Consider the following 19,719-nt stretch of genomic DNA (forward strand, 5'->3'; position numbering starts at 1 on the left):
CCTTGATCAAGAATCGGCGGATTATGCCAGAGCCCCCCAGCAAAACTCCACGCACACACTGCGCCCGCCATCGGACCAGCGTACATCGCTGCTCAACTGGCGCACCAGGCTCAAGCCGCGGCCAGACAGACGGTCAACATCCATCGGCCGCGCCAGCACCTGTTCCACGTCAAACCCCGGACCGCTGTCCTCAATGCGCAGCGTCATTTTGCCGCCCGTGGCGGTCGGCACCACCTGCACATGCACCCGCACGTAACCGCTGTTCAACTGCCCCAGCCGCTCATTGCGCTGGCGGTAATAGTCGGCGAAACCCTGGGCATCCCGCTTGAGGCGCGAATCCAACTCCAGCACACCATGCTCCAGCGCGTTCGAATACAACTCGGCCATCACACTGTAAAGCGCCCCGCTCTGCCCGCGCAGACCATGAATCTCCAGCAGCAACTGCAGCAGATACGGCAGCGGGTTGTAGCTTTTGAGGGTCTGCGCACGGAATTCGAAACTCACCGACCAATCCAGCGGGCACGACTGCCCGCTGTCGGCGTAGACGGGCTCGGCCGCGCGCAACGGCTGGCCAGCCTGCAAGGTGATTTCCACCATACTGACGTCATCGCGCGCCTGGCCGCGAAACGCCGCCAGCGCCCGCTCGATGTCTTCGAATAGCCGGTCGGGCTCGCGGTTGGCCGCGAACACCTGCTGCAAGCGCTCGGCGCCAAACAGCTGGTCATTGGCGTCAGCCGTGTCGAGCACGCCGTCGGAGAGCAAAAACACTCGGTCGCCCAGCGCCATGGGCCAGACCTCGGTGCCGTCATCGAACGCCTGAGCCGACAACACACCCAGTGGCAGGTGCCGCGACACCAGCGGCGTGCGCTTGCCCGTGGCGACTTCATGCACATAGCCCTCGGGCATCCCGCCGTTCCACACCTCCACCACGCGCCGCTGGGCGCTCAGGCACAGCAGCGTGGCGCAGCAGAACATGTCCACCGGCAGGATGCGTTTGAGCTTGGCGTTCATCTCGCGCAGGGTCTGCGCCAGGCCGTAACCCTTGGCGGTCATGCCGTAGAACACTTCCGCCAGGGGCATGGCCCCCACGGCGGCCGGCAGGCCATGGCCGGTGAAGTCGCCGAGCAAAACATGCATGTCGCCGGAGGGTGTGTACGCCGCCAGCAGCAGGTCGCCATTGAACAGGGCGTAGGGCGATTGCAGGTAACGAATGTTCGGCGCCGCATTGATGCAGCCCGAATGCGCCACCTTATCGAACACCGCCTTGGCCGCGCGCTGCTCGTGCAGCAGGTAGTCGTGGTGCCTGGCGATCTGGTCACGCTGCTGCAAGACCGTGGCCTGCAGCCGGCGCAGGCGGTCCATGGCGTTGATTTTCGCCGCCAGGATCAACTGGTTGTAGGGCTTGGGCAGGAAGTCATCGCCGCCCGCGTCCAGGCACTGGGCCAGCGCCTCGCTTTCGCGCAGCGAGGTCAGGAAGATGATCGGAACCAGCGCCTCACCGGCAAGCTGCTTGATGCGCCGCGCGGCTTCAAAGCCGTCCATCACCGGCATCAACGCGTCCATCAACACCAGTTGCGGACGCTCGCGGGTAAACAGCTCGACCGCTTGCGCGCCGTTGGTGGCGGTGAGTACTTGATGCCCCTGACGCCGAATGATGGTCGACAGCAACAGCAAATCGGCAGCGCTGTCTTCGGCGATCAGGATGGTCAGCGGTTCAAGGACCGGGGCCAGGCTGCTCAACTGAGATCGAACAGTTTGTCAAAGTTGGAAATGGCGAGGATCTTGCGCACATCGGAGTTGCTGTTGATCACCTGAACTTCGGCATTGTCGCCACCGGCATGGTCACGCAACAGCAGCAACATGCCCAGGGCCGAGCTGTCCATGTAGGTGGTGTCTTTGAGGTCCACCACGTAGACCTCGGGCACCTTGTAGAACCGCTCGTAGGCATCACGAAAGGCCTGGTGGCTACCGAAATCGAATCGCCCTTTGACGGTAATCGTCAATTTTTTCCCATCCAGGGACACTTCTGACACGACTGACATGCGACTGCTTCCTTGTCATTGGCAATGTGCAACAAGGTTTAGCAGGTGAACGGGGTATGGGCAACACAGCAAATCAAATGTGGGGGCTGGCTTGCCTGCGAGAGCATCACTGCGGGGTGCCTGATCCACCTGGGTGCCTGCATCGCGGGCAAGCCCGGCGCCCACAACAGGCCGGTGGTGGCCGTTAGTACTGTGATTGGCGCGGTAGTCGCTGTGACAGCTCGTCGAGCAGCTTTTGCTCGCGCTTGTCTTCAATCGCCCGTGCTTCATCGATGTATCGCTGCACCAGTTTGCGCAAACCTTCGACCCGGGCAAACGCCGCCTGCCACGCCTCGCGGGCTTTATCGAGGTTGTTCTGGTGCCAGGCCAGGCTCTGGCGCTGTTGGCCTACGGCGGTTTCCAGCTGGTTGAGAAAGCCCTGGTAACCCATCAGCCATTGGCCGGAAACGCCCTTGCTGCCGCGCTCGATCCATTGCTGCTGGTATTCGCTGCGAAAGCGCTCCAGGTCGCCGAGTTTGCTTTCCGCCAGGCGCACCTGCCCCTGAAAGTAGCCCAGGCGTTGCGCCGCGGTTTTTTCGGCCTTCTCCGCCATGTCCACCACTGGGGCCAGGCGCGAGGAACGGGTGCTGGCCATGGCTTAACCGCCTGGCGCCGGGGCAAAGATCGAGCCCAGATGCGCTTCGCTTTCGCCCATGCTGATCTTGTCGTTGAGGCCCTGGCGCAGGTAGGTCACCAGCTGCGGTTGCAGGGCAATCGCCAGGTCGGTTTCGCGATCACCGCCGGCCACGTAGGCGCCAACGCTGATCAAGTCGCGGCTTTGCTGATAGCGCGACCACAGTTGCTTGAAGTGCTGCGCGCGGGCCATGTGCTCCGGCGTGACCACCGCCGGCATCACCCGGCTGATCGACGCTTCGATATCGATGGCCGGGTAGTGCCCTTCTTCGGCCAAACGCCGCGACAGCACGATGTGGCCGTCGAGCACGCCGCGCGCCGAGTCGGCAATCGGGTCTTGCTGGTCATCGCCTTCGGACAACACGGTGTAGAACGCCGTGATCGAACCGCCGCCGGCCTCGGCATTACCGGCGCGTTCAACCAGCTTGGGCAGCTTGGCGAACACTGACGGCGGGTAGCCTTTGGTGGCCGGCGGTTCGCCGATGGCCAGGGCGATTTCCCGCTGGGCCTGGGCGAAACGCGTGAGCGAGTCCATCAGCAACAGGACATTCTTGCCCTTGTCGCGAAAATATTCGGCAATGCGTGTGCAATACATGGCCGCGCGCAAACGCATCAGCGGCGCATCGTCCGCTGGCGAGGCGACGACGACGGAACGCTTGAGGCCTTCTTCACCGAGGCTGTGCTCGATGAATTCCTTGACTTCACGGCCCCGCTCGCCGATCAACCCGACCACGATAATGTCGGCCTCGGTAAAGCGCGTCATCATGCCGAGCAACACCGACTTACCCACGCCGGTACCGGCAAACAGGCCCAGACGCTGGCCGCGGCCGACCGTCAATAAACCGTTGATGCTGCGAATGCCCACGTCCAGCGGCACGCTGATCGGGTTGCGGTTGAGCGGGTTGATGGTTGGGCCATCCATCGGCACCCAGTCTTCGGCCTTCATGCCGCCTTTGCCGTCCAACGCGCGACCGGCGCCGTCCAGCACGCGGCCGAGCATGCTCATGCCCATCGGCAGGCGGCCGGTATCGGCCAGTGGCACCACGCGGGCGCCGGGGGCGATGCCCGCCAGGCTGCCGACCGGCATCAGGAAAATCTTGCTGCCGGAAAAGCCCATCACTTCGGCTTCGACCTGCACCGGGTGGTAGCTGTCGTCGTTGATCACCAGGCAGCGGCTGCCCATGGCGGCACGCAGGCCTTCGGCTTCAAGGGTCAGGCCGACCATGCGCAGCAGGCGCCCTTCGAGGATCGGCTGGCCGGGCAGTTCGGTGGCTTCGGTGTAGCCGCTCAGGCGCTTGGCGAAGCTGGTGCGTTCAAGGCGCATCGGCGGCGTCCAGGTCCACGCTCATATCAGGCTCGGCCGGGTGCAGGGACTGTTCATGCAATTGATCGAACATTTTCGCCATGATCTGGCTGATGCGGGTTTCCACCGTGGCATCGATGCGGCTGTGCTCGGTTTCGACGCGGCAACCACCGGGCAGCAGCGCCGCGTCCTCGACAATGCGCCAGGTTTCTTCATGGCGCTCGCGCAGGGCTTTGACCTGTTCGAAATCCTGCGGGTTGATGTACAGCCGCACATTGCCGACGCCCAATGGCAGCAGCTTGAGGGCTTCGCGCATCACGCTTTCGATGTGGCTGGAATCAAGCACCAGTTCGCGCTGGATCACTTGGCGCGCGATGTGCTCGACCAGCCCGACCATGGATTTTTCCAGCTGCGAATCCTGTTCGGCGATCGGGTTGAACAGGTTGCCCATCAAGCGCTCCAGGCTGGCCAGTTTGACGCTCAGCGCCTCCTCGGCCTCTTGGCGAACCTTGAGGGTGGTGCTGCGAAAACCATCTTTTTCACCCGCCGCGAAGCCCTCGTTGTAGGCCTCCTGGCGGATGGCTTCCAATTCTTCGAGGGTCAGTGGCTGGACTTCATCCAGCGGCACTTCTTCCATTTCGGCCGGTGTTTCAATCACCGGCTCTGGCTCAGGTTCCGGCACATGCGGGTCGAAACTGGGCAACGACCAGATGTCGAACCCGCCGACATCCCGTGCGCGAATCAGATCGCTGGGCGTCTCATCTTTGTTCGACATGGGCAGCGCCTTAGATCATTTCTTCGCCGCCCTTCCCGCCGAGAACGATTTCTCCGGCTTCGGCCATACGGCGGGCAATGGTGAGGATTTCCTTCTGGGCGGTTTCCACGTCGCTGACACGCACCGGGCCCTTGGCTTCCAGGTCGTCACGCAACAGCTCGGAGGCGCGCTTGGACATGTTCTTGAAGATCTTCTCTTTGACGTTTTCGTCCGACCCCTTGAGGGCCAGCACCAGCACGTCGGAAGACACCTCGCGCAGCAACGCCTGGATGCCACGGTCGTCGACATCGGAGAGGTTGTTGAACACGAACATGAGGTCTTCGATCTGGCCGGACAGGGTGTCGTCGATCTCGCGGATCGAGTCCATCAACTGGCCTTCGACCGAGCTGTCGAGGAAGTTCATGATATCGGCCGCGCGCTTGATGCCACCCAAGGTGGTACGCGAGGCATTCGAGTTGCCCGAGAACTGCTTCTCGAGGATGGTGTTGAGTTCTTTCAATGCCGCCGGCTGCACCGTGTTCAGCGACGACACGCGCAGGATGATGTCCAAACGCACCTTATGGTCGAAGTGGCCGAGTACTTCACCGGCCTGATCCGGGTCCAGGTAGGCGACGACGATGGCCTGGATCTGTGGGTGCTCGTAGCGGATCACGTCGGCAACGGCGCGCGGCTCCATCCATTTGAGGCTGTCCAGGCCACTGGTGTTGCCGCCCAGCAGGATGCGGTCGATCAGGCCGTTGGCCTTGTCTTCGCCCAGGGCCGAGGTGAGCATCTTGCGAATGTAGCTGTCGGAGCCGACGCCCAGGCTGGTCTGGTCGCCGACGATCTCGACGAACTCGCTCATCACCTGCTCGACTTGCTCACGGTGCACATTGCGCATTTGCGCCATGGCCACGCCTACGCGCTGAACCTCTTTGGGGCCCATGTGGCGCAGCACTTGTGCGGCGTCGGTCTCACCCAAAGACAGCAGCAACACGGCGGCTTTGTCGACTTTGGTGAGCTTGGCAACAGCGGCTCGATCATTCATCTGCGTTAATCCACTCTTTCACGACCTGAGCCACACGGCCCGGGTCTTCTGCTACCAGACTCTTGATTGCGTTCAACTGAGCGTCATAGCCTTCGCTCGGGCTTGGCAACAGGATGCTTTGCGGGCCGCCAAGGCTGACGCGGTCGTTGGCCAGTTCGCCGTCCAGGCCGCCCATGCCACCCAGCTCGACGTCACTGCCAGCCAATGCCAGCTGCTTCTTGCCATGGCCGGTGATGTTGTTGAGCACCGGGCGCAGCACGCCGAACACCAGCACCAGGATGAACAACACACCCAGCACTTGCTTGACGATGTCCCAGAACCACGGCTGCGTGTAGAACGCCGGATCGGCGATCACTTCGCCGCGCTCGGCGGAGAACGGCATGTTGATCACGCTGACGCTGTCGCCACGGCTGGCGTCGAAACCGACAGCGTCCTGCACCAGGCGGGTGAAGCGCGCCAATTCGTCGGCGCTCCATGGCGCACGGGTGACGGCGCCGTCTGCGGCATTGACCTTGACCTGATCATCGACCACCACCGACACCGACAGGCGATTGATTTTGCCCTGCTGCTGCTTGGTGTGGCTGATGGAACGGTCGAGTTCGAAGTTCTTGGTGGACTGGTTACGCTTGTCCGCCGGGTACGGCGCGAGCATCGGCTGGCCGGTGGCCGGGTCCATGATCTGCTGGCCGTTGGCGTCCAACAGTGGCTGACCAGGCTGAATCGCAGCCGCCGTCGCGGCCGCGCCACCGGTGGTTTGCGGCGCCGTGGCCGGGGCCGGTGGCTGGTTGCTCAGGGCACCCGGCACACCTTGCGGGCCATTGCTGGCGGTGCGTTGTTCGCTGGTCGATTGCTCGCTGCGCAGCGCCGGCTGGTCCGGGTTGAACTGCTCGGAGGTCGACTCGACGGCGCTGAAGTCCACGTCGGCAGACACCTCAGCTTTATAGCGGTCGTTGCCCAGCACCGGCTGCAGAATGTTATGCACACGCTGAGTGAGCATGCTTTCCATGCGGCGGCTGTAGTCGAACTGCTTGCCGGCCTGGGTCAGCGCGGAGTTCTCGGCCTGGTCGGACAGCAGGTTGCCCTTCTGGTCTACCACGGTGATTTGCGACTTGCTCAACTCAGGAACGCTGGTGGCCACCAGGTTGATGATCGCCAGGACCTGGCCAGGCTCCAGGGAGCGGCCGGAAAACAGCTCGACCAATACCGAGGCGCTTGGCTTGCGCTCGTCGCGCACGAACACCGAGCTTTTCGGAATCGCCAGGTGCACGCGGGCGCCCTTGACGTTATTCAAGCTTGAGATAGTGCGTGCCAGTTCGCCTTCCAGGCCACGACGGTAGCGCGTGGCTTCCATGAACTGGCTGGTGCCCAGGCCCTGGTCCTTGTCGAGAATTTCAAAACCGATATTGCTGTCGGACGGCGTAACGCCGGCGGCCGCCAGCTTCATGCGCGCACGCGCCACGTCATCGGCCTTGACCAGCAAGGCCCCGGAATTGGGCTCCACGGTGTAGGCGATGTCGGCGGCGGCCAGGGTTTCCATGATCTGCTTGGAATCCATCCCGGCCAGGCTGCCGTACAACGGGCGGTAATCAGGTTGCTGCGACCACAGCACCACGGCAAAACCAATCGCCACGCTGGCAGCCAGGCCGACCATCAGGCCCACCTGACGCAACATGGTCATTTCGGAAAGGTTTTCCAGGAACGACAGGCCAAACAGCGGCGGCTTGCCGTCTGCCTTGGCGGGTACGTTGTCCACGACTGCTTCTGCCATGACTTAAATCTCGTCCTTAAACCGGCATCTGCATGATGTCTTGATAAGCCTGAACCAACTTGTTACGCACTTGGGTCAAGGCCTGAAAGGAAACGCTGGCCTTTTGCGAAGCGACCATCACATCGGTGAGGTCCACGCCGCTTTTGCCGATCTCGAAGGCGGTAGCCAACTGATTCGAGGCTTGCTGGGTATCACTGACTTTGTTGATTGCCTGACCGAGCATGTCGGCAAAACTGCTTTGGCCCAATTCCGGCGCTGGCGCGACGGATTTCGGTTGAGCCATGGCATCCATTTGCATGGAGCGCATATCCAACATCAACCGATTGAACTCAATACCCTGGCTCATGACCTTCTCTCTCCGACGACCCGCAATTTTTTGACACTACGCAGCGGTTACTAGGGGTGGTAGCAACAAGGGTGCCAGCTCCGTGGCTATTCGTAAGAAAAGGCGACAAACCCTGTCAGCCTGAGTATTTCTAACACAGCGATTTGTCAGGTCGCGAACAGGTAGGCTTCGACATCCATCCCCGCGTCGCGCATCTGCGCCAGCTTGTAGCGCAAGGTGCGCGGGCTGATGCCCAGGCGCTCGGCAGCTTCCTTGCGGCGGCCGCGTTCGGCACGCAGGGTGTCGATAATCATCTGGAATTCGCGGCGACGCAGGTCGTCGCCCAAGGCACCGCCAGACTCGGCTTCGGCCACGACCACCGGTGCCGGCGCCAGGCTCGGCAACGGCGCCGCGCCACTGCCCATGGCCAGGCAGAAGTCCTGCGGCTGAATCAACCCGCCCTGCTGCAAAATCAGCGCGCGCTGGATGGCATTGTCCAGCTCCCGCACATTGCCTGGCCATGGATAGCCGATCAGGCAGGCCTGGGCTTCAGCCGACAGCCGCGCCTGGGCATGCTTCATTTTTTTGACGTGGTTGTTCAGCAAGCGCTCGGCCAGCGGAATGATGTCCGCCGGGCGCTCACGCAACGGGCGCCAGGCCAGCGGGAACACCGAGAGCCGGTAGAACAAGTCTTCACGAAAGCGCCCTGCCGCCACTTCACCCGCGAGGTCGCGGTTGGTGGTGGCGACCACGCGGATGTCCAGCTGGATGGGCTTGCGTGCGCCGACGCGCTCGACTTCGCGCTCCTGCAGCACCCGCAGCAGCTTGGCTTGCAGGCCCAGCGGCATCTCCGAAATTTCGTCGAGCAGGATGGTGCCACCGTCGGCCTGTTCGAACTTGCCGGCCTGCGCCGCGATAGCGCCGGTGAACGAGCCCTTTTCATGGCCGAACAGCGTGGCTTCGAGCATGTTGTCGGGAATCGCCGCGCAGTTGATCGCAATAAACGGTTGTTTGGCGCGGCCCGACTGCTGGTGAATGTAACGCGCCAGCACTTCCTTACCGGTGCCGGACTCGCCGGAAATCAACACGGTCGAATCGCTGCGCGCCACCCGGGCTGCCAGTTCCAGCAACTGCGCGCTGGCCGGCTCGAAGGCAATCGGGCCTTCACCCTCGGCATTCGACACCACGCCCAGCGCATGCCGGGCGACCAGCTCGATCAGCGCCTTGGGCTCGAAGGGTTTGACCAAGTAATCCGCCGCCCCTTGGCGCATGGCGTCCACCGCCCGCTCGACGGCGCCATGCGCCGTCATCAGCAGCACCGGCAGTTGCGGCTGACGTGCGCGCAACAGGCCAAGCAACTGGTGGCCGTCCATGCCGGGCATGTTCACGTCACTGACCACCAGACTGAAGGACTCTTGTTCAACGGCCTCCAAGGCATCCTCGGCAGAACCGACCGCGCGGTAGTCATGGCCCGCCAACAGCAGCGTGTCAGCCAATGCTTCACGCAGGGCGCGGTCGTCTTCGACCAATAAAACCTTGATAGCCATAGTCCTTTTACTCCGCGCTTGCCGCGCTGGAAAACAGCGGCAAGGTCATCAATGCACAGGTGCCACGCCCCAACCGGGAGTGCAGTTGCAATTCTCCCTGATGTGCACGCGCCACTGCCTTGACCACGGTCAGGCCCAGGCCCGTCCCGTTGGTCTTGGTGGTAAAAAAGGGTTCGCCCAGGCGTTGCAGCACGACCGGGTCGATGCCGCTGCCGCTGTCACTGATGCACAGGCGCAGGGTTTGGTCGCGGGTGTAGAGGTGCACTTTGAGCCGCGCACCCGGGCCGCTGGCCTGGGTGGCGTTTTCGATCAGGTTGAGCAAGGCGCCGACCAGCGTGTCGCGGTTGCACAGCAACTCGCCCAAGTGGCTGTCGCACTGCCAGCGCACATTGACGTCCTGGATATGCGTGGCGGCTGCCGCTTGCAGCGACTGCATCAGCGCCGATGGCGTGACGCGGTCGGTCAGCGGCAATTCGCCGCGGGCAAACACCAGCATGTCGCGCACCTGATGTTCCAATTCATGCAGGCGCTCCTTGAGGCGCCCGGCAAATCGCTGGTGGGTGGCGGCTGGCAGTTGCTCATCAGTCAAATGACTGGCGTAGATCAACGCTGCCGACAATGGCGTGCGGATTTGATGCGCCAAAGAAGCGACCATCCGCCCCAGCGACGACAAACGCTCATGGCGCGCCAACTGGTCTTGCAAGTGACGGGTTTCAGTCAGGTCGTTGAGCAGCACCAGTTGGCCGGGCTCGGCGTCCAGGGAACGGGTGGCGATGGACAGGCGCCGGCCATCCTTGAGGGAAATTTCATGGCCGTCGTCTTCGCGTGGCGCAAAGCAGCGTGTAATCACGTGGCGCCACAACTCGCCTTCCAGCGGCTCGCCCAGCAAGTCACGCGCGGCCGGGTTGGCTTCGCGGACACGGCCCATTTCATCGATGACGATTACGCCGCCGGGCAACAGGTCGAGGAGGTTTTGTAGGCGGTTGGCCAGACGCTCTTTCTCGGCGAGCTCTTGCATGCGCTGGGCGCTGACCACTGCCAGTTCGCCTTTAAGCTCGGAAACCCGCGCCTCCAGCAGACTGTAGGAGTCGGTCAGCTGGCTCGACATCTGGTTGAATTGCGAGAACGCCTGTTCAAGACCCTGCCGGGTCAACGGCTCTGCACACGGAACCAGCCCAGGAATAGCAGGGGCTGAAGAAAGTTTGGCGGCGTGGGGCATCATGCTCTCTCGCTGGCTGACCGTCAGTTAAACGGAACGTTGCGAGGGCTGTAGCAATACCCGTGCCGAAAAAAATAGACTTATATATCAGTCAGTTAAAAAACAGGCGTCAATCATCCGCCTGTTCATCACCTTCGCGACGGCTCATGCCGTACTTGCGCATTTTCTCTACCAGGGTGGTGCGACGGATGCGCAGGCGCTCGGCGGCGCGCGCGACAATGCCATTGGCATCGTCCAGCGCCTGCTGGATCAGGCCTTGTTCGAGGCTACCGAGGTAGTCTTTCAAGTCCAGGCCTTCGGGCGGCAGCATGGCGGTGGAACCGAAGTCCGGCGTATGGCCGTTGATGGCCACGCGCTCTTCCAGGTCGCTGCGCAGGCTGTCGACCAACTGCTCGTCTTCGTCGTCGACGTAGCGGAATTTCTTCGGCAGCTCGACCACGCCAATCACCCCGTACGGGTGCATGATGGCCATGCGCTCGACCAGGTTGGCCAGCTCGCGGACGTTGCCCGGCCAGCCGTGACGACACAGGGACATGATCGCGGCGGAGTTGAAGCGAATCGAGCCGCGCTTTTCGTGCTCCATGCGCGAAATCAGTTCGTTCATCAGCAGCGGGATGTCTTCCACGCGCTCGCGCAGCGGAGCCATCTCGATAGGGAATACGTTGAGGCGGTAGTACAAGTCTTCGCGGAAGCTGCCGACCTCGATCATGCTTTCGAGGTTTTTGTGCGTGGCCGCGATAATGCGCACGTCGACGCTCTGGGTCTTGTTGCTGCCCACGCGCTCGAAGGTGCGTTCCTGCAACACGCGCAACAGCTTGACCTGCATCGGCAGCGGCATGTCGCCGATTTCGTCAAGAAACAGGGTGCCACCATTGGCCAGCTCGAAACGCCCGGCCCGGCTGGTGATCGCCCCGGTAAAGGCGCCCTTCTCGTGGCCGAACAGTTCGCTTTCGAGCAATTCTGCCGGGATCGCCCCGCAGTTGACGGGCACGAAAGGCCCGTCGCGGCGTTTGGAGTGATAGTGCAGGTTGCGTGCGACCACTTCCTTGCCGGTACCGGACTCGCCGAGGATCAATACGCTGGCGTCGGTATCGGCCACTTGCTGCATCATCTGGCGCACGTGCTGGATCGCACGGCTGGTGCCGACAAGGCTGCGAAACAGGTTGGGTTCGCGATGACGACCGCGCTCGCGGGCCTGGTCATACATCTCGCGGTAGACCTGGGCACGGTGCAGGGAATCGAGCAATTTGCTGTAGCTGGGCGGCATTTCCAGGGTGGAGAGCACGCGGCGGCGCTGGTCTTCCGGAAGGTCCACGGAAGAAATATCGCCCATCAGCAACACCGGAAGGAACTCATCCCAGGTTGACAGTGTCTTTAACAAGCCCAGAACTGCGCCAGGAGCGTTTACCGTCCCGATCAACACACAGATGACTTCACGGCTCGACGACAAAGAGTTGACCGCCTGCTGCCAGTCATGGCTACCGCAGGGCAAATTTTCTTCACCAAGAAAATTCAAAATTACCGCTAAATCGCGGCGGCGGACGCTATCGTCATCAATCAGCAGAATTTTGGTTTCACGCCACATGCAATAGCAACTTCCCTAGTAAAACGCTCTGCCCCAGAGTGAGGGCAATCTAGACGTTTGTAAGATTTCTTACCCTACTAGACGTCTGAAATCTGAAAACAGCACTAGTTAAGTCAAAAATGCTGGCACAGTCAAATATATGACGCGCCGTTCGGATTAACTGAGCCCATTCAGCCGAACAGATGGTAAACCTTTGACGCGCTTTCCGCTCGGTTGATCTGCGACATCTCTTCGAAAATCGCCTGGCGTTCGCCAGTCGTCACTTCAAGCAACTGCTGATACACCGCCAGCAAGCTTTCCAGCTTTTCCCGCAGGGCACCCTCGTCCACCGGCGCATTATTAAGCGCCTCATCGATCACCGCACGACACCCCATGTCCAGTTCGCCGATAGCGTCCCAGTTACGGTGGGCCAATGCGTCAACCAGGGCTTCGCGGGTCTCGTCAATCCGTTGCAGGGCGTGGCTCATGACATCATCCTCAGGCCAAAGGCCTACAGTGTTGCAATACCGTCCCAGCCTTCCTTGAGCGTAATCATCAGGCCGGCTACTTCGTCGATCATGGCGACATCGCTTTTGCTGTTTGCTTCCAGCAAGCGTGTGGTCATGTAGGCATACAGGTTATCCAATTGCTGCAACGCGGCCGGATCATCGGTTTTTTCCGGGTTCAGGCCGTCACGCAAACCGATCAGAATGTCGATCGCCTTGCCCAGCAACAGGCCTTTCTGCGCGATATCACCACGAGCCATGGCGCCCTTGGCCTGAGCCATGCGGTCCAACGCGCCTTCCATCAGCATCTGCACCAGACGGTGCGGGCTGGCTTCGGAGATCTGGGCATGGGAATTGACCTTCTGGTATTGGCGAAGGGCTCTCATGGGATTCATGTTTCTACCTCGTGACAGGCAACAGCTAAATTGGATGGGCTCTGACTAATATGTCGACTGGGTCGCAAAAAACTTTAACCCGCAAGTCGGTCGAAGGCGGCACCCGGTGGCGGTATTCACCACCGGGCGGCTTCATCGGGATCAGCTGTCCGAGGACGACTTGTTCAGCGCGTTGAGCGTGCTCATGACACTGGAACGCTGGCTGGTGAGCTGGGCCACCAGGTTGTTCATCGTCGTGTATTTGGCGGTCAGGCTGGTTTTCAGCGCGGCCATGCGCGCGGTCAGGGTGTCCTGCTGGTTCTGCAGGTCCTTGATGTTGGCCGACAGCGTCGACGAACGCGTGGCGAGCACGCCGGTGTTGCTCAGCGCGTAGCTGTCGGTCGCGGTTTTCATGCGCGCCAACAGGCCATTGTCACCGTTGAAAATACCGCCGATGTCGGTAGGGTTGGTCAAGATGGCCGCACCGAACACCTTGTCGTCAATACTCAACTTGCCGGTGCCCGAGTCAGTGTTCACTCCGAATTGGGCCAGAGACTTCAAAGTGCCCGTGCCCGTCAACGCGTTCAACTCGCTACGCAAAGCCGTCTGCAGGGAGCGCATGGTGGCATCACCTGTCAGCGCAGCGCGCGTGGTGGAACCGTCCGCGTTGTTAGTCACTGCAGTTTCGGTGTTCATCGCAGTCATCAAGGCGTTGTAGGTGTCGACAAAACCCTTTACCGAGCTTTTGAGGGTGTCGTTGCTGCGGGTGACCGTAATGGTCGAGGCCACGCGCGTCATGCCGTCAGGGAGCGCCCCAGTGATCCCGGCCGGCAGAGGCGACACCGCCGTCAACTTGATGCTCACACCACTGATCGCCTCGGTCAGGGTATTACTCTTGGATTCCTGAGCCGTGCCGTCAATGGTGTATTTAGCGTTTTGCGGTGGTTCACCCACAACCGACGAACCCGCTTCCAGGCCGGAGTTACCCCCCAGGGTAATGTCCGTGCCGGCGCCGGTATTGGTCGACGTCATCACCAGGCGAGAACCGGTGGCGTCAGTCAGAATGTTGGCACTCAGGCCAGCACTGCTGTATTGCGCGTTGATCGAGTCACGCACTTGCTGCAGCGTCGCGCCTGGCGGAACACTGACCCCGTAACTCTGACCTGACTGGGAAATTTCCAGGGTCGTCGCGGTGGTGCCGGTATTGACGACGGTTTTCGCGCCGGTTGGATAATTCTGGGTAGCAACCTTCGAGGCGGTCGCCAACTGGTTGACTATCAGCTGGTAGCTGCCCGCGGAGGCACCGGCACCCAGGGTAACGGTAGACACGTTGGCATCCGACGTCGTCGCGGTCAGGCCGCCGATACTGGCGTCCTTGGTCATGTTGTCCATGGCACCACGGAAGGCATCCAGCGCGGCTTGAATCTTGCCGATCGAGGACAGCTGGGCAGTCGACGTTTGCGTCTGCTTGTTGATCTGCGACTGCTTCGGCGCCTGTTCCGCGTTCACCAATGCCGTCACGATCTGCTGGGTATCAATGCCCGTAACGGGGCCGCTAACTGATATATCACCCATGATTCTTCTCCTGATCCGGGGCTGGCGCTTTATTGACGGACGACGCCTAAAGCAGCTACAGCAACAAAATTCATGCCAGCTCAGACTTTGGCGTCAAACAACACACTGCTGGCGTCGTGAAGGCTTTGTGCGAGTTTCAATGCCGTTTCCGAAGGGATTTGACGAATGACCTCGCCACTGTCGGTCGCAATGACCTTGACCACCACCTGATGGGTGGAGTCATCAATGGAAAAATCCAGGTTGCGCTGGGCAGCCTGGACGAATTTGCGAATATCCGTTACCGCCTGTTCAAGGTCGGAGGATTTCGAGTCTTGCCTGGGCTCGCCCGTGGCAACCGTGGGGTCTACCTTGGTTTGCTGCGGGTCGGCTGTCACAGGGGCAGGCGCGCTCTGCGGCGCCGCTGCTGGATAAGACAGGTTCAACTTGACGCTCATGTCCATGTCCAATCTCCTCATCACGCAAAAGACAAAAGGGCACGTAAACGCGCCCTTCCGTCAGTCATCTACCGATGGCTATTACTGAAGCAGCTTCAGTACAGCGGATGGCAGTTGGTTGGCCTGGGACAGGATCGCAGTGGAAGCCTGTTGCAGGGTTTGTTGCTTGGTCAGCTGAGCAGTTTCTGCAGCGTAGTCAACGTCCTGGATCTGACCGCGAGCGGCGCTGGAGTTGTCGGAGATGCTCTGCAGGTTGGCAACGGTGTTGTCGAAACGGTTTTGTACAGCACCGAGGCCGGCACGCTGGGAGTCGATGTCGGAGATCGCCTGAGTGATCACGTCGATCGAGTTCTGTGCGTTGGCAGCAGTGGTGATGTCAGTGTTGTTGACGGTGGTTTTGGTGGAGTTGGCAGCAGTACCGGTAGCTGCGAACAGACCCGTCACGCCAGCGCCGCTCAGCGAGTAGCTGCTGGAGGAGTTCAGGGAAACTGCGCCGGTTGCGATGATAGCGGTGTTAGCCAGAGCAACGGCAGTGCCGGCAGTACCGGTACCATCCAGGGTGGCAACCTTGACGCCTGCGATAGCACCGGCGTCGCCAGCGTTGAAGGTCAGGTTCTCACCGGTATCGGACTTGACCGACAGCGCTTGAGTGGTCGAATCGTAGTTAACGGTGATGCCCAGTTTGGCAGCGTTGGACTTCAGTTGGTCAGCCAGGTCAGAAGCTTTGACCACGCCAGTGAACTGAACCGCAGCACCGCTACCGACTTGCAAGGTGAAGTTGGCGCTGGCAGGGGTTGCAGCAGCGATGGCAGCGGAGTCAACGGTGAACTGGGCAACAGTGCTGGCAGTAGCAGCCAGGCCGCCTACAGCGCCGTTCATTTGCGCAGCGATCTGCCCGGCCGAAGCACCGGCAGCGATGGTCAGGTTCTTGGACTGGCCGCCACCGGTAACGGTGAGTGCGCCGCCGGCAACGCCTGTTGCGCTTGGAGCAACGCCTTGGGATTTCAGCTGCTGCGAACCAATGTTGTTGGCTGCAACGTTACCGATGCTCATGTCGATGGTCTGGTTAGCGTTGGCGCCGACCTGGAACGAAGTGGTACCGAAAGAACCGTCCAGCAGGTTCTTGCCACCGAAAGTAGTGGTGGTAGCGATACGGGTCAATTCAGCAGTCAGTGCTGCGTATTGAGCCTGGTTCGACTTACGGTCGTCAGCGCTTGGCGAGCCGTTGGCGGATTGCAGAGCCAGGGTACGCATGCTTTGCAGGATGTTGGTGGACTGCTGCATGGCGCCTTCAGCGGTCTGAGCAATCGAGCTGCCGTCGTTGGCGTTCTTGATTGCAACGCCCAGGCCGTTGATCTGGCTGGTCAGACGGTTGGAGATTTGCAGGCCGGCCGCATCGTCTTTGGCGCTGTTGATACGCAGGCCGGAGGACAGACGCTGCATGGAAGTTTGCAGGGCGCCAGAAGCCTTGTTCAGGTTGTTCTGAACGTTCAACGAAGCAAGGTTGGTGTTTACTGTTAAAGCCATGACGAAATCCTCGTGGGTGGTGTACTGCGGCTTCCGGCCCTGGCAACCGCCGGGTGTGGCCTAGAGAACCTTCGTAATAGTTATCGTCGTGAATGCAGGTCTCTTGAGGACTTTTTTGATTTTTTTTACTAGCAACGGGCCACCCTTTGTAATTCAAGCATTTACGATAGCCCAAAGCCTCGCATTTGCTGGGTTTTCTGGCGCCAAATAAAAAACGCCCAGGCTTTTTCAAGCCTGGGCGTTTTTGTGTGCAGCGCTATCAGCAGGTCACGGACGATAGAGAATCGCCGAACCCCACGACAAACCGACACCAAAGCCACTGATCGCAACACGCTTCCAGTCGCCGTCCATCATGTGCTTTTCAAGCAGCAGTGGAATGCTGGAAGACACGGTATTGCCAGTCTCGACCATGTCCTTGATGAATTTCTCCACCGGTGCGTCTTCAAACCGTCGCGCCACGGCGTCGACAATCGCCGCACTGCCCTGGTGAATGCAGAACGCATCAATCTCGTCAGCCTTAAGCTCAGACTCGTTGAGCAGCTCGTGCAAATGCGCCGGCACTTTGAGCAGGGCGAAGTTGAACACCTGGCGGCCATTCATGAAAAACACGCCGTCGCTGACCTTAAGGTGCAGCGCACCGGAACCGTCGGTGCCGAACTTCGACTTGCCGAGCAACCACGGCGCATCTTCGCCCATCCAGGTGGCAGTGGCGGCATCGCCGAAGAGCATGGTGGTGTTGCGGTCTTCCGGATCAACGATCTTCGAATACGGGTCGGCGGTGATCAGCAGGCCGTTTTTCAGGCCGGTGGCTTCCATGAAGCCTTTCATCGCGTAGATGCCGTAGACATAGCCCGAGCAACCCAGCGAGATATCAAACGCCGCCACGTGGGTCGGCAGGCCCAGCTTGTCCTGGACGATGGCGGCCGTGTGGGGCAAGCCTTCCTCATCGCCGTTCTGGGTCACGACGATCAGCGCGTCGATGGACTCGCGCTTCAAATCAGGGTTGTTGGCAAACAAGGCGTTGACCGCCTCGACGCACAGGTCGGAGGTTTCCTGCGCAGCATCCTTGCGCGGCAGGAACGCCGAACCGATCTTGCCAATGATGAAATCCTCATCCTTGGCGAATTTGGCGCCCTGGGCGTAGTTATCAACCCCGTCTGCCGGCACGTAACTGGCGATGCTTTTTATGCCAATCATTGTGGCTTCCCAATACTAAATAGCTGGATAACACCCCTCGGGCTACGCCGGGAGCGCTGACAATAAAGGGGATAACCCCGTAAAAATATCGCTGAAAGCCCCCGCGCAAAGACCCTGCGACGACTTATCCTTTTCACACGATACAGTGAAGATGCGCTTTATGACTCACAGGTCACTCAATTTTGTGCGCTTTATGCAAAACCCTGCAACATTCCCGCCCCCAGAAACGACAACGGCCCACCCTGCTGCCAGGGTGGGCCGCTTGTAGGCTCGCCGGTTACATGCGGCTGAACAGGCTCAACTGGGAGATCTTCACAAACGCCAGCTGCGAAGCCTGCAGCATGGTCTGCTGCAATGTCAGATCAATGGCCGCCTGGCCCATGTCGACGTTCGCCAGCGATGACATGGTGGAGGTGTTGGCCAGCCCCAAACTGGTGTTTTCCTGGCTCTGGATATCCAGCGCGTTCTGGCGCGCACCAATCGAGCCACGCACCTGGTCAATCTGCGCCGAAGCGTTGGCCAGGTTACCGATGGAGGTATTGATCACGTCCTTGAGCTTGTTCATAGCCACCGGGTCGCCATCGGCCGGAGTTTCCAGCGCCTTGCGCAGTTGGCCCAGCGTGTCCAGGGCGTTCATGTTCTTGTTGCTGGTGGCACTCACGGAAAACTGATCACCCGCCCCCGGCGCGCCGCTCACATCGAAGGTCACCCCGGCAGCCGTGATCGACGTCGCGCCAGTGGCCATGGTGCCCGTGGCAATCGACTTGCTGTTCGCCGAGTACGGCTGGGCGTACACCTCGTAGTCATTGCCGCTGGTGAACTTGATCACCGCGCCCGAGTTCGGAAAGGTGCTGGCGTAGGCTGCCTGGTCCGTGACCCGGCCACCGGTCAACTGCGCCGTAGACGGATTACTGGCTGTGCGCGAACTGCTGAACGTGTCCGGCTTGCTTTCCAGCGTAAAGGCCTTGCCCGCCACCAGCGCATCAGACGGTGCGCCCGAGGCCACGTCAGACCCAAGGTTCAGGCTGATGTCGAACTTGACCCCGCGCAGGTTGACGCTGGACGCGCCTTCCTTGGTGGAATCAAATGTGCCGTTACCGGTGATCTCGGACGTAACGTCGTTGCCGTCCTTGTCGGTCACGCTGTATTGGGTACTGCTGGAGAAGGTCAGCTTGTACGGCTGGCCGTCGGCAAAATTCTTCGTGTAAGCGGTGCCCGAGGTGACCAGACCCGCCGAAATTGCGACTTTGCCGTCGTTGACCGCCGGCGGCAAAATCGTCGCCTGAGTGCGCCCGGTGTTGCCGGAGCTTTCCAGCAGCGTCTTGCCGGTATCGCCCGCCGCAATCGTCAAGTTGCTCGACACTTGCAGGCTCAGCGGCGTCTCATCACCCTGGTAGGTGTAGGTGCCATCGTTGTTACGGCTGTAGGGCGGCGTGTCGGTCTTGGCCCCGGAAAACATATAGTTGCCGCTGGAATCCTTGGTGTTGAGCAGGCCCAATACCTGGTCTTCGAGCGCGCCAACCTGAGCGGCGATGGCCTTGCGGTCGTCGTTGCTGAGCTTGAGGTTACCCGCCTGCAACGCCAGGCCGCTGGCGGTTTGCATGGCCGTGTTGATGCTCGCCAACACGCTTTCCTCGTTGGTCAGCGAGTTTTGCAGGCTGGTGATGTTGCCGTTGTACTGGCCCAGCATGTCTTTTTGCTGTTGCAGCATCAGCAGTTGCGCGGCGGCTACCGGATCATCCGCAGCGGTCTGCACACGCACACCGGAGCTGGCCTGGTCCTGAGCCTTCACCACACCCGAATAGTTATCCTGATATTTGGCGGAGCTGGTGTCGAAATACTGCTGTGTAGAGATACGCATCGT

At 60.7% G+C, this 19,719-nt stretch carries 18 protein-coding genes; all 18 read right to left on the reverse strand.

What is annotated here, in order from left to right; translation table 11 throughout:
- Positions 1 to 21: 21 nt before the first annotated feature.
- Entirely contained in the window at positions 22 to 1,740 is a 1,719-nt protein-coding gene (locus tag C4J83_RS21665; protein ID WP_124418165.1) for an ATP-binding SpoIIE family protein phosphatase, read from the reverse strand.
- Positions 1,737 to 2,042 (reverse strand): STAS domain-containing protein, encoded by a 306-nt coding sequence (locus tag C4J83_RS21670; RefSeq protein ID WP_106576459.1) that lies wholly within the window; start codon positions 2,040 to 2,042, stop codon positions 1,737 to 1,739. Before C4J83_RS21670 ends, C4J83_RS21665 begins: the two co-directional genes overlap by 4 nt.
- Positions 2,043 to 2,226: 184 nt before the next feature.
- Positions 2,227 to 2,676: a flagellar export protein FliJ gene (gene fliJ / locus C4J83_RS21675; RefSeq protein ID WP_119742297.1), complete on the reverse strand. Its 450-nt coding sequence runs from the start codon at positions 2,674 to 2,676 to the stop codon at positions 2,227 to 2,229.
- A gap of 3 nt (positions 2,677 to 2,679) precedes the next feature.
- A complete protein-coding gene (gene fliI / locus C4J83_RS21680; RefSeq protein WP_106576457.1) occupies positions 2,680 to 4,038 on the reverse strand; it encodes a flagellar protein export ATPase FliI in 1,359 nt (452 codons plus the stop codon).
- A complete protein-coding gene (gene fliH, locus C4J83_RS21685) occupies positions 4,028 to 4,792 on the reverse strand; it encodes a flagellar assembly protein FliH (protein WP_124418166.1) in 765 nt (254 codons plus the stop codon). Before fliH ends, fliI begins: the two co-directional genes overlap by 11 nt.
- A 10-nt stretch (positions 4,793 to 4,802) precedes the next feature.
- Positions 4,803 to 5,819 carry a flagellar motor switch protein FliG gene (fliG, locus tag C4J83_RS21690; RefSeq protein WP_106576455.1) on the reverse strand — a complete coding sequence of 339 codons (1,017 nt, stop codon included), beginning with the start codon at positions 5,817 to 5,819 and terminating at the stop codon, positions 4,803 to 4,805.
- Positions 5,812 to 7,587, reverse strand: coding sequence for a flagellar basal-body MS-ring/collar protein FliF (gene fliF, locus C4J83_RS21695; protein WP_106576454.1), 1,776 nt, complete (start codon positions 7,585 to 7,587; stop codon positions 5,812 to 5,814). The genes fliG and fliF overlap by 8 nt, the downstream gene beginning before the upstream one ends.
- Before the next feature lie 16 nt (positions 7,588 to 7,603).
- Positions 7,604 to 7,933, reverse strand: coding sequence for a flagellar hook-basal body complex protein FliE (gene fliE, locus C4J83_RS21700; RefSeq protein WP_016972029.1), 330 nt, complete (start codon positions 7,931 to 7,933; stop codon positions 7,604 to 7,606).
- A gap of 146 nt (positions 7,934 to 8,079) precedes the next feature.
- A complete protein-coding gene (locus C4J83_RS21705) occupies positions 8,080 to 9,459 on the reverse strand; it encodes a sigma-54-dependent transcriptional regulator (RefSeq protein ID WP_106576453.1) in 1,380 nt (459 codons plus the stop codon).
- Positions 9,460 to 9,466: 7 nt separating this feature from the next.
- A complete protein-coding gene (locus C4J83_RS21710) occupies positions 9,467 to 10,678 on the reverse strand; it encodes a sensor histidine kinase (RefSeq protein ID WP_124418908.1) in 1,212 nt (403 codons plus the stop codon).
- Positions 10,679 to 10,787: 109 nt separating this feature from the next.
- Positions 10,788 to 12,263, reverse strand: coding sequence for a sigma-54 dependent transcriptional regulator (locus tag C4J83_RS21715; protein WP_124418167.1), 1,476 nt, complete (start codon positions 12,261 to 12,263; stop codon positions 10,788 to 10,790).
- A gap of 170 nt (positions 12,264 to 12,433) precedes the next feature.
- Entirely contained in the window at positions 12,434 to 12,730 is a 297-nt protein-coding gene (gene fliT / locus C4J83_RS21720; protein ID WP_106576451.1) for a flagellar protein FliT, read from the reverse strand.
- Between the two features lie 23 nt (positions 12,731 to 12,753).
- Positions 12,754 to 13,143 (reverse strand): flagellar export chaperone FliS, encoded by a 390-nt coding sequence (gene fliS, locus C4J83_RS21725; protein WP_106576450.1) that lies wholly within the window; start codon positions 13,141 to 13,143, stop codon positions 12,754 to 12,756.
- Positions 13,144 to 13,284: 141 nt separating this feature from the next.
- Positions 13,285 to 14,697: a flagellar filament capping protein FliD gene (gene fliD, locus C4J83_RS21730; protein ID WP_106576449.1), complete on the reverse strand. Its 1,413-nt coding sequence runs from the start codon at positions 14,695 to 14,697 to the stop codon at positions 13,285 to 13,287.
- 80 nt (positions 14,698 to 14,777) lie between these two features.
- The gene (locus tag C4J83_RS21735) at positions 14,778 to 15,137 is read right to left on the reverse strand and encodes a flagellar protein FlaG (protein WP_124418168.1); all 360 of its coding nucleotides are present in this window, start codon (positions 15,135 to 15,137) and stop codon (positions 14,778 to 14,780) included.
- A 75-nt stretch (positions 15,138 to 15,212) separates the two neighbouring features.
- On the reverse strand, positions 15,213 to 16,658 hold the full coding sequence (locus tag C4J83_RS21740) for a flagellin N-terminal helical domain-containing protein (RefSeq protein WP_119742291.1): 1,446 nt from the start codon (positions 16,656 to 16,658) through the stop codon (positions 15,213 to 15,215).
- Between the two features lie 267 nt (positions 16,659 to 16,925).
- Positions 16,926 to 17,855: a ketoacyl-ACP synthase III gene (locus tag C4J83_RS21745; RefSeq protein WP_124418169.1), complete on the reverse strand. Its 930-nt coding sequence runs from the start codon at positions 17,853 to 17,855 to the stop codon at positions 16,926 to 16,928.
- Between the two features lie 277 nt (positions 17,856 to 18,132).
- Positions 18,133 to 19,716 carry a flagellar hook-associated protein 3 gene (locus C4J83_RS21750; RefSeq protein ID WP_119742289.1) on the reverse strand — a complete coding sequence of 528 codons (1,584 nt, stop codon included), beginning with the start codon at positions 19,714 to 19,716 and terminating at the stop codon, positions 18,133 to 18,135.
- Positions 19,717 to 19,719: the final 3 nt, after the last annotated feature.

It is taken from the genome of Pseudomonas sp. LBUM920 (assembly GCF_003852315.1).
GTDB lineage: Bacteria > Pseudomonadota > Gammaproteobacteria > Pseudomonadales > Pseudomonadaceae > Aquipseudomonas.

What these genes read in the sequence shown, in the direction of transcription:
- C4J83_RS21670 (WP_106576459.1), bottom strand. Translation starts at nt 2,042, where the DNA reads ATGTCAGTCGTGTCAGAAGTGTCCCTGGATGGGAAAAAATTGACGATT.
- fliJ (WP_119742297.1), bottom strand. Translation starts at nt 2,676, where the DNA reads ATGGCCAGCACCCGTTCCTCGCGCCTGGCCCCAGTGGTGGACATGGCG.
- fliI (WP_106576457.1), bottom strand. Translation starts at nt 4,038, where the DNA reads ATGCGCCTTGAACGCACCAGCTTCGCCAAGCGCCTGAGCGGCTACACC.
- fliH (WP_124418166.1), bottom strand. Translation starts at nt 4,792, where the DNA reads ATGTCGAACAAAGATGAGACGCCCAGCGATCTGATTCGCGCACGGGAT.
- fliG (WP_106576455.1), bottom strand. Translation starts at nt 5,819, where the DNA reads ATGAATGATCGAGCCGCTGTTGCCAAGCTCACCAAAGTCGACAAAGCC.
- fliF (WP_106576454.1), bottom strand. Translation starts at nt 7,587, where the DNA reads ATGGCAGAAGCAGTCGTGGACAACGTACCCGCCAAGGCAGACGGCAAG.
- fliE (WP_016972029.1), bottom strand. Translation starts at nt 7,933, where the DNA reads ATGAGCCAGGGTATTGAGTTCAATCGGTTGATGTTGGATATGCGCTCC.
- C4J83_RS21705 (WP_106576453.1), bottom strand. Translation starts at nt 9,459, where the DNA reads ATGGCTATCAAGGTTTTATTGGTCGAAGACGACCGCGCCCTGCGTGAA.
- C4J83_RS21710 (WP_124418908.1), bottom strand. Translation starts at nt 10,678, where the DNA reads ATGCCCCACGCCGCCAAACTTTCTTCAGCCCCTGCTATTCCTGGGCTG.
- C4J83_RS21715 (WP_124418167.1), bottom strand. Translation starts at nt 12,263, where the DNA reads ATGTGGCGTGAAACCAAAATTCTGCTGATTGATGACGATAGCGTCCGC.
- fliT (WP_106576451.1), bottom strand. Translation starts at nt 12,730, where the DNA reads ATGAGCCACGCCCTGCAACGGATTGACGAGACCCGCGAAGCCCTGGTT.
- fliS (WP_106576450.1), bottom strand. Translation starts at nt 13,143, where the DNA reads ATGAATCCCATGAGAGCCCTTCGCCAATACCAGAAGGTCAATTCCCAT.
- fliD (WP_106576449.1), bottom strand. Translation starts at nt 14,697, where the DNA reads ATGGGTGATATATCAGTTAGCGGCCCCGTTACGGGCATTGATACCCAG.
- C4J83_RS21735 (WP_124418168.1), bottom strand. Translation starts at nt 15,137, where the DNA reads ATGGACATGAGCGTCAAGTTGAACCTGTCTTATCCAGCAGCGGCGCCG.
- C4J83_RS21740 (WP_119742291.1), bottom strand. Translation starts at nt 16,658, where the DNA reads ATGGCTTTAACAGTAAACACCAACCTTGCTTCGTTGAACGTTCAGAAC.
- C4J83_RS21745 (WP_124418169.1), bottom strand. Translation starts at nt 17,855, where the DNA reads ATGATTGGCATAAAAAGCATCGCCAGTTACGTGCCGGCAGACGGGGTT.
- C4J83_RS21750 (WP_119742289.1), bottom strand. Translation starts at nt 19,716, where the DNA reads ATGCGTATCTCTACACAGCAGTATTTCGACACCAGCTCCGCCAAATAT.